The following is an 8,263-nucleotide window of genomic DNA, read 5'->3' on the forward strand; positions in this document are numbered from 1 at the left end:
CCCAGGGACGGGTTCACGGCGTCCCCGCCTGACCCCACCCACCCGGCCAACCCCCAGAAAACCGCTGTAAGCGACCACCCCCCCAGCCACGAGGGGGCTCCGCCGTTGGCCGCCGACCGCGCGCCAGCGCGTTCCGCCCGAATCCCGGAACCATGCGCTTGCTCGCGGATGCTTCACGGCAGTGCCGGCCGCTGGCCGGCAACCAGTAAAACTAGGGAATCGGGCAGTGAAGAGCGAAGCGACCGGCTCTTGCCTTTGATTTTGTTCTGTCTTTCGTGGCTGGCAGCCGCAGGAACCTGTCCGTGGCCGGGTGGGTGGGCTGCGCAGGGGCGTAAGCGCCATGGATGGCGCGCCCGAGCCTACAGGGACGTATTCACGGCGTCCCCTGCGCGACCCACCCTCCTGGCCCAAACGAAGGAAATCCGCAGCTCTCCGCGGCCACTCCGAGGGGCTTCGCCGTTGGCTGGACAATCAGATGCCCCTTAAACGAAAACGCCCCGGCGCAGGGCCAGGGCGTTGTCGTGCGTCAGGTCAGGCAGGAATCAGAACTCCTGCCAGTCTCCGTCGGCCAGTTCCGCGGCCATCGGGCGACCGCCGCTGCTGCGGCGGGCCGGCGGTGCAGCCGGCGCCGGGGCGGCGGGTGCAGCGGTGCGCGGGGCGGGGGCGGCGACGCGGGGCGCGACCACGGTTTCGGCTTCATCGAGCACGAAGATGGACACCGCTTCACTCAGATGGCCTGCCTGTTCCTCCATGGCCCGCGCAGCGGCGGTGGCTTCCTCCACCAGCGCGGCATTCTGCTGGGTGGTCTCGTCCATCTGCACCACGGTCTGGTTGACCTGCTCGATGCCGGCGCTCTGTTCCTGCGAGGCCGCGGAAATCTCGGCCATGATGTCGGTTACGCGCTGCACCGAGGCGACGATCTCGCCCATGGTGGCCCCGGCCTTGTGCACCAGCGCAGAACCATCGGCGACCTTGCCCACCGAGTCGTCGATCAGGCCCTTGATCTCCTTGGCGGCAGCGGCCGAACGCTGGGCGAGGGTGCGCACTTCGCTGGCGACCACCGCAAAGCCGCGGCCCTGTTCACCGGCACGGGCGGCCTCGACCGCGGCGTTGAGGGCCAGGATGTTGGTCTGGAAGGCGATGCCGTCGATGACGCTGATGATCTCGGCGATCTTCTTCGAGGAAGCTTCGATGGCGGACATGGTGGTGACCACCTGGCCGACCACTTCGCCGCCCTGGGAGGCGACGCCATGGGCACCGATGGCGAGCTGGTTGGCCTGGCGGGCGTGCTCGGCGTTCTGGCGCACGGTGGAGGTCAGCTCCTCCATCGAGGCGGCAGTTTCTTCCAGGTTGGCGGCCTGCTGTTCGGTACGGCGCGACAGGTCGTTGTTGCCGGAGGCGATCTCGCCGGCGGCAGTACTGATTGCCCGGCTGGACTGCTTGATGCGGGTGACGATCTCGCTCAGCTGCGCGGCAGTGGCATTGGCATCGTCACGCATGCGTGCGAATACGCCCTGGTAGTCGCCATGCATGCGCACGGTGAGGTCACCCTGCGACAGCGCGGCGAGCAGGCCGGAAATCTGTTCGATGCTGCCGGCGTTGGCGTCGAGCAGGCCGTTGATCTGCTGGGCCAGCTGCAGGAAGAAGCCTTCCTTGTCGCTGGTTTCGATCCGGCCGGACAGGTCGCCGGCGGCGGCGCGGGCGATCACCCGGGCCACTTCGGCCTCGACCTGCGCTTCCTGGGTACGGTCACGCCATTCCACCACGCAGCCGACGGTGTCGCCGTCCTCGTTGCGGATGGTCGACACGACCTGGGCGAACTGGGCATCGCCGTACTGCATCGGGCGGCGGGCCACGCCGTGCTGCTTGAGGTTCGCCAGCAGGGACGGGTCCATCTCGCCACGGTGTTCCAGCACCGTGACCGGCTTGCCGATCAGCGAGTCCTGCGCATCGAAGTCAGGCAGGTCGCGGCGCACATCGTCCTGGTACTGGCTCAACGTCTGCTGCAGGGCACGGTTGCTGTAGACGATGGTGTTGTTGGCATCGGTCAGGTAGACGCCGGTCGAACTGTAATCCAGCGCGGTCCGGATGCGCAGGTTCTCACGGGCGATGGCCTGGTCGGTCTCGATGCGCTCACGCAGATCACGCTGCATGCGCTGCATGGCCTGCATCAGTTCGCCCACTTCATCCTGGCGGCTGACATCGATGTGACCGTCGAGCTTGCCGCCGGCGACATCATTGGCCACCGAGACGGCACCACGCACGCTGCCGACGAGGGCGCGGGCGAACAGCCACACCAGCACCAGGCCGAGCGCGGCGCCACCCAGCAGGGCGATCACGGTCAGGACGGACGAAGCGGCATAGGTGGATTCGGCCTGTTCGCGCGAGGCGCGTGCGAGGCGGTTGTCTTCGGCAATCAGGGCTTCCAGCGCCGCGGCGGCCTTGCGGTGCTTGGTGCGGGTCTCGCCGACGAAGGTATCGATGGCGTCGTCCGGCAGGTCCAGTTCCAGCATCTCGGTGACGCTGTCGTAGGAGGCCAGTGCGTCCTTCCAGTCCTTGGCGAAGGTGTCGAACAGCTTCTTCTGCTGGGCGTTGTCCACCAGCTTCGGATAGTCCTTGATGGAACTGTCCATGCTGGTACGCAGCGCGGCAGCCTGCTTGCGCGCGTCGGCCTTGACGTCATCGCTGGCACGGATCAGCTGCTGGTAGGCACTGTTGCGGTACTCGCCGAGCATGCCGCGCATCTCGCCGGCCAGGCGGATGCTTTCCATGCGCGATCCGGCCAACTCGGTGGTGACGTTGTTCAGCGAATGCAGGCCACGATAGGCGACGATGCCCTGCAGCAGCATCACCAGCAGGATGACGCCGAAGGTCACCATCAGCTTCGGCATCAGTTTCAGGTTGTTGATCCAAGGCATGGGCGTTGCGATCTCCTAAGGCAGACGCGCACGGGCATCGGGCCCGGTTGCGGCGGCGGCCACGCCGGCACCAGGACCGGCGTGACTGCGACGGACAGCGGATTACTTGATGTTGGCCAGCTTCAGGCCGGCCGGCGAGCTGACTTCGATCTCGGCGCGCGAGGCATCACGCTGGATCTTGCCGATCACACACACGGTCTTGCCTTCCAGCGTTTCCAGCGGGAACGAGAACTTGCTGCGGTTTTCACCGGCGATGCGCGCCGAGAAGGTGTGGCGCGGGAAAGCGCCGCCCATGTACAGGAACGTCGGCTGGCCTTCGGAACCTTCGGCGAAGCGGGCCTTCTCGACCTTGCCGCAGACCATGCCGTCCTTGCCCACCGAGCGCGGGGCCAGTTCCGGCGGGATCATGTCCGAGGACTGGGCGAGGGCGGACGACGCGGTGGTGGCCAGGGCGGCAGCCGAAACGAGCGCGAGCAGGGACTTCATCGGGGTGGTTCTCCGGGAGGGTGATGGTTTTTTGCCGGTGGTACGCGTTCCCGCGCGGCCGGCCTCTGTCCCCCTATCGGCACCGCCGCAGGGAACTGAAGGGTTTCGTGACAGCAACGTGAAGCGGTACGCAGACTCAGGCGGCGGCGTCCTCGAGCAGGGCCGGCTGGCCCATGTCCGCGCTGTCCAGCAGGGTCTCGATGTCCAGCAGGATCAGCATGCGGTCGTCCTGGGTGCCGATGCCCGAGATGAACCGGGTATCGACCGCAGCGCCGAACTCAGGGGTCGGGCGGATCTGTTCGGACGACAGCGGGATGACGTCCGAGACGCTGTCCACCACGATGCCGACCACGCGGTCATCGACATTGAGCACGATCATCACGGTAAAGGCGTCGTAGCGCGCGTTCTCCAGGCGCAGCTTCAGGCGCAGGTCGATCACCGGCACGATGGTTCCGCGCAGGTTGATTACGCCCTTGATGTAATCCGGTGCGTCCGGCACCCGGGTGACGGCATCGTAGCCGCGGATTTCCTGCACCTTGAGGATATCCACGCCGTAATGCTCGGCGCCGAGCGTGAAGCTGAGGAATTCGCCGCCGGCGCTGGCGGCGGAGCGGGTCTGGTCGTTCATCGAGGGGTCCTGGTTCTGCCGGAAGTCCCGGTGTCAGGCTCGATATCGGCCCCGCGCGGGGGGACTTTAGGCAGGGCCGTGACAGGACATTCCCGTCTGGTGAGGACCGGATGGCGCCAGGCCACGGCCGGCGCCAGCTACATCTCTCCGTTCCGGCGTGCCTTGCGCTGGCGGTCGATCCGGAAGATGTAGCGCTGGATGGCGCTGTCGCCACCGCGAGGCAGGCTGTCGAAGCGCATCCCCACGCGCTTGATTTCGGTACCGTTGGGCTGGCGCTGCGGCAGCAGGTTGCAGACCACCAGCTCGATATCCAGATCCGGCCCATCCGACAGCGACAGCACCGCCGCGTAGCGCTGCTGCAGGCCGAACACGGCGCAGTCGCTGGGCACCGCGACGGCAAGGCCACCGCCGCTGATGTCCACCACGCGCATCGACAACGCCTCGGGGCGTCCGTCCGCAGCCGGCAGCAGCAGCTGGGGCGAGTCGGTGATGGGGGTTTCCAGCCGGTACAGTTCGCGCCGCTGCAGATGCATCAGTTCCTCTGGCAGCGCAGCGCGGAAGGCGACGTGGCCGTCGTTGTCCACGCGCTGCAGCCCATGCAGACGGAAGCGCACCAGCACGCGCTCAAGCTGGGCGAAACACAGCACATGATCGGCCTGCTCGGCTGCCCGGTTGGACGCCTCCTGCGGGCTGCCATCGATCAGCAGCACGTCCTCGTCTTCGTCCAGTTCCAACAGCGCGGTCGGGAACGAGCGATCACGGCCGTCGATATGCGCGTTTATCAGGGAGCGCTGCTCGATCAGCGAGCGCAGCAGCTGCCGCAGCTGGCGCGGATTACGGACCAGGAAGCGTTCATCCGCGGCGTCGGCCGCATGGACATCGTGCACTGCTGTGTCGTTGCCGTCGGACATGGAATCTGTGGTCAGGGGCGGGCGCCTGCGCGCGCCGGCGCGTGGCTCGATGGGGATATCGGCCACCGCGCCGGATTATGAAGTGTGAGTTTCATCACCTTCCATCGGCCGGGCCGGGATCGAAGGAATGGGCCGAAGGCATCATTCCTCGATACCGGCGATCTGCCGCACACGCTGCATCACCGCCCGATTGTCGTCCCCTCCGTGCAGGTGGAAGCGCGCTACCGCGGCCGCCAGCAGCTGTGCCTGTTCGGCCATGCCGTGGGTGGCCGCGGTGGACGCCTCCACCAGCGTGGCGTTCTGGCGGGTGCTGGCGTCCATCTGCGCGATGCTCTGGTTCACCTGCTCGATGCCCATGCTCTGTTCCTGCGAGGCGGAGGAGATCTCGCCCATGATCTGGTTCACCTGCTGCACCGCGGCCACGACCCGCTGCATGGTGCTGCCGGCCTGTTGCACCAGTGCGGCGCCATCGCTGACCTTGCCGACAGAGGCGTCGATCAGGCCCTTGATCTCCTTGGCAGCACCCGCCGAGCGTTGGGCGAGGGTGCGCACTTCGCTGGCGACCACGGCAAAGCCGCGGCCCTGCTCACCGGCACGGGCGGCTTCGACCGCGGCATTGAGGGCCAGGATGTTGGTCTGGAAGGCGATGCCGTCGATGACGCTGATGATCTCGGCGATCTTCTTCGAGGAGGCTTCAATGGCGGACATGGTGGTGACCACCTGGCCGACGACCGTGCGCCCCTCGCCGGCGATGTCGGCCGCATCGGTGGCCAGCTGGTTGGCCTGCCGCGCATGTCCCGCGTTCTGGCGCACCGTCGCGGTCAACTCCTCCATGGTGGCGGCGGTTTCCTCCAGGCTGGCCGCCTGCTGTTCGGTACGGCTGGCCAGGTGGCCGTTGCCCTGCGCCAGTCCGGCGGCGGCGCCGGTGAGGCGGCTGGAGGCTGCCTGGATGCTGCCGACGATGCGGGTCAGCTCGGCGATGGTGGTGTTGGCATCGTCGCGGATGCGGGCGTAAACGCCGTGGAAGTCGCCCTGCATCTGCACGGTGAGATCGCCGCGCGAGAGCGAGGACAGCAGCTGCGAGATCTGCTCGATGCTGCGTGCGTTGGCATCCAGCAGGCCGTTGAGGCGTTCCGCCAGCTGCAGGAAGAAGCCTTCCTTGCCGGCGGTGCCGACGCGGCCGCTGAAGTCGCCCTGCGCGGCGGCATCGACGATATGGCCGAGTTCTTCTTCGACCTCGATCTCGGCTGTGCGGTCGGCCCACTCCACCACGAATCCCTGGCGCTGTTCGTCGTCGCCGATGATCGGATTGACGATCAGCTGCAGGGCCCGGCCGCCGACGCGGATCTGCGTGCGGTAGGTGCCGGTGAGGCGGTCGAGCAGGGTGGCCTGGTGGGCCGGATTGCGGTGGAAGATGTCGATGTTGCGGCCCAGCAGGTCGGCGGCGCTGAACTGCGGCAGGTCACGGCGCAGGTCGGCTTCGGCGGCGGCCAGCATTTTCTGCAGTGGACGGTTGACGAAGACGATGTTGCGGTCACGGTCGGCGATCATCACGTTGGTGGTGACATCGTCCAGCGCGCTGCGGATGCGCAGCGATTCGCCACTGGCCGCCAGCTCGCGCTGGCGGCGCTGCAGCAGCCGGGTGCTGGCTTGGACCAGGGCGGCGGCCAGCGAGTCCTGCGGGAACTGGCTGGCATGCAGCGCCTCGGGCAGGGGCTGGTCGTCGGCCAGGCCGCGTGCCAGGTGTGCCAGTTGCTGCGGGTCGTGGCCGAGCAGCAGAAGCTGGCGGCGCATCTGGACGGCCATCACCGACAGCAGGCCGGCCTCGATGGTGACGTACAGAGCGTGCAGGACCAGCACGCCCAGACCACTGCCGGCGGCGAATACCGGGTACGGCAGGCCGCGCGTCTGCAGGGCGAAGAACAGCACGTGATGCACGGCGATCGCCACGGCGGCCACCACGATCGGCAGCCAGTCGCGGTAGTACAGCAGCAGTGCGATCAGCACGATGACCGTGAAGTGGGTCTCCAGCTGTCCGTGCGTCTGGTGGATCAAGGTGGCCGACAGCACCATCCACGCCAGCGCTGTCGTGCAGCGGCTGAGGCGGCTGCCGGGCTGCAGGTGGATCTGCACCGCGCTGACCAGCAGCGCGGGCAGTGCGACCAGCAGCCACGGTGTCCATTGACCATGGCGCACGGCCAGTGCCAGCGAGGCCAGGACCAGCCCTGCACTGACCAGCAGGAACAGGCGGTCGGCACCCGCGGCCAGCGTGCGCAGGTAAGGCGGTGTCGGCTGACCGGTCGGCGCGGCGGTATTACGGGTGGAGGCATGCATGCGCTACTCCTTGTGGCATGGGCAATGATGGGAAAGGATCACGGGTGCCTGTGCATTGCGCAGCAGCCCCGCAACCAGTGGAGCGGCTGCGAGCGGACGGCCGCCGCAGCCCGCGTCGAGAAGGGAGGGCCCGGCATAGACAAGGCGCTGCTGGTACAGCACCAACCATTCGAAGGGCAGCGGCGTGCGAGCCTCCCGCAGGTCGATGCCGTCGGGTGTGCGCGCCGGTGGTGCGCAGCCACACACGATGGACTGCCGCAGCAGCAGGGGATGCTGATGGCTGGCGGCAAGCACGGCGGGCGACAGCTGCGCCAGCACGTCCGCGGCGCGCCAGCGGCCGGCCGGTGGCTGTGAAGCATCGGCCTGCGCCCACAGCGCGGCGAGGGTCCATCCCAGCCACGCAGCGAGCAGCAGCACGCCGGCCAGCATTCGCCCACGCTGTACCGGTATCGGGTCGGGGTCGTTGCTGGCTGGCATCGCTGGCTCGCGTAGGACCGTGTCCCGTTAGCGGCGAGCGGCGGCTGAACCTGAAGAAAAATTCAATCAGTTGGCCGGGGCAACGCTGGAACTGTGATGCGTTGCGGCGACCGGCGAGGAGTCACGGCGATCAGACCGGGCCGGTCGAGGGTCGGATCCCTGCCAGTGTGCAGGAATCCGACGCGTCCCGGTTCCGATGAGGTCAGAACTCCTGCCAGTCGCCGTCGAGTGCCAGCGCCGGCTGCGCCGCCGCGGCGCGTGCGACGCGCTGGGGGGCCGGCCTGGCCGCTGGAGCTGCCGCTGGCGTTCTGCGCTGCGCCGCCACGACCACCGCCGGTAGCGGTGCTTCGTTCTGTGATTCCAGGCGGAAGCGGGCCACGGCCTCACCCAGCTGCACAGCCTGTTCCTCCATCGCCCGTGCAGCGGCGGTGGCTTCCTCCACCAGCGCGGCGTTCTGCTGGGTGGTCTCGTCCATCTGCACCACGGTCTGGTTGACCTGCTCGATGCCG

General features: G+C 67.8%; 6 protein-coding genes and 1 pseudogene. All 7 read right to left on the reverse strand.

All coding sequences use genetic code 11. From position 1 onward, the window contains the following. Positions 1-542: 542 nt before the first annotated feature. A complete protein-coding gene (locus tag ACVOJ1_RS18795) occupies positions 543-2,918 on the reverse strand; it encodes a methyl-accepting chemotaxis protein (protein WP_164153061.1) in 2,376 nt (791 codons plus the stop codon). A gap of 102 nt (positions 2,919-3,020) precedes the next feature. Beyond that, positions 3,021-3,404, reverse strand: coding sequence for a hypothetical protein (locus tag ACVOJ1_RS18800; RefSeq protein WP_053520421.1), 384 nt, complete (start codon positions 3,402-3,404; stop codon positions 3,021-3,023). A 136-nt stretch (positions 3,405-3,540) separates the two neighbouring features. Continuing rightward, complete coding sequence (locus ACVOJ1_RS18805) at positions 3,541-4,032, reverse strand: chemotaxis protein CheW (protein ID WP_053520422.1); 492 nt, start codon at positions 4,030-4,032, stop codon at positions 3,541-3,543. A 137-nt stretch (positions 4,033-4,169) separates the two neighbouring features. Continuing rightward, positions 4,170-4,943, reverse strand: coding sequence for a flagellar brake protein (locus ACVOJ1_RS18810; RefSeq protein WP_263178136.1), 774 nt, complete (start codon positions 4,941-4,943; stop codon positions 4,170-4,172). 141 nt (positions 4,944-5,084) lie between these two features. Continuing rightward, the gene (locus tag ACVOJ1_RS18815; RefSeq protein WP_346480773.1) at positions 5,085-7,277 is read right to left on the reverse strand and encodes a methyl-accepting chemotaxis protein; all 2,193 of its coding nucleotides are present in this window, start codon (positions 7,275-7,277) and stop codon (positions 5,085-5,087) included. A 3-nt stretch (positions 7,278-7,280) separates the two neighbouring features. Then, positions 7,281-7,754, reverse strand: a complete 474-nt coding sequence (locus ACVOJ1_RS18820; protein ID WP_128990761.1) for a hypothetical protein — start codon at positions 7,752-7,754, stop codon at positions 7,281-7,283. A 202-nt stretch (positions 7,755-7,956) separates the two neighbouring features. After that, positions 7,957-8,263: pseudogene (locus ACVOJ1_RS18825) on the reverse strand (methyl-accepting chemotaxis protein); the annotation flags it as partial.

The sequence above is a fragment of the Stenotrophomonas sp. STEN225 genome (assembly GCF_056756445.1).

What these genes read in the sequence shown, in the direction of transcription:
- ACVOJ1_RS18795 (WP_164153061.1), bottom strand. Translation starts at nt 2,918, where the DNA reads ATGCCTTGGATCAACAACCTGAAACTGATGCCGAAGCTGATGGTGACC.
- ACVOJ1_RS18800 (WP_053520421.1), bottom strand. Translation starts at nt 3,404, where the DNA reads ATGAAGTCCCTGCTCGCGCTCGTTTCGGCTGCCGCCCTGGCCACCACC.
- ACVOJ1_RS18805 (WP_053520422.1), bottom strand. Translation starts at nt 4,032, where the DNA reads ATGAACGACCAGACCCGCTCCGCCGCCAGCGCCGGCGGCGAATTCCTC.
- ACVOJ1_RS18810 (WP_263178136.1), bottom strand. Translation starts at nt 4,943, where the DNA reads ATGTCCGACGGCAACGACACAGCAGTGCACGATGTCCATGCGGCCGAC.
- ACVOJ1_RS18815 (WP_346480773.1), bottom strand. Translation starts at nt 7,277, where the DNA reads ATGCATGCCTCCACCCGTAATACCGCCGCGCCGACCGGTCAGCCGACA.
- ACVOJ1_RS18820 (WP_128990761.1), bottom strand. Translation starts at nt 7,754, where the DNA reads ATGCCAGCCAGCAACGACCCCGACCCGATACCGGTACAGCGTGGGCGA.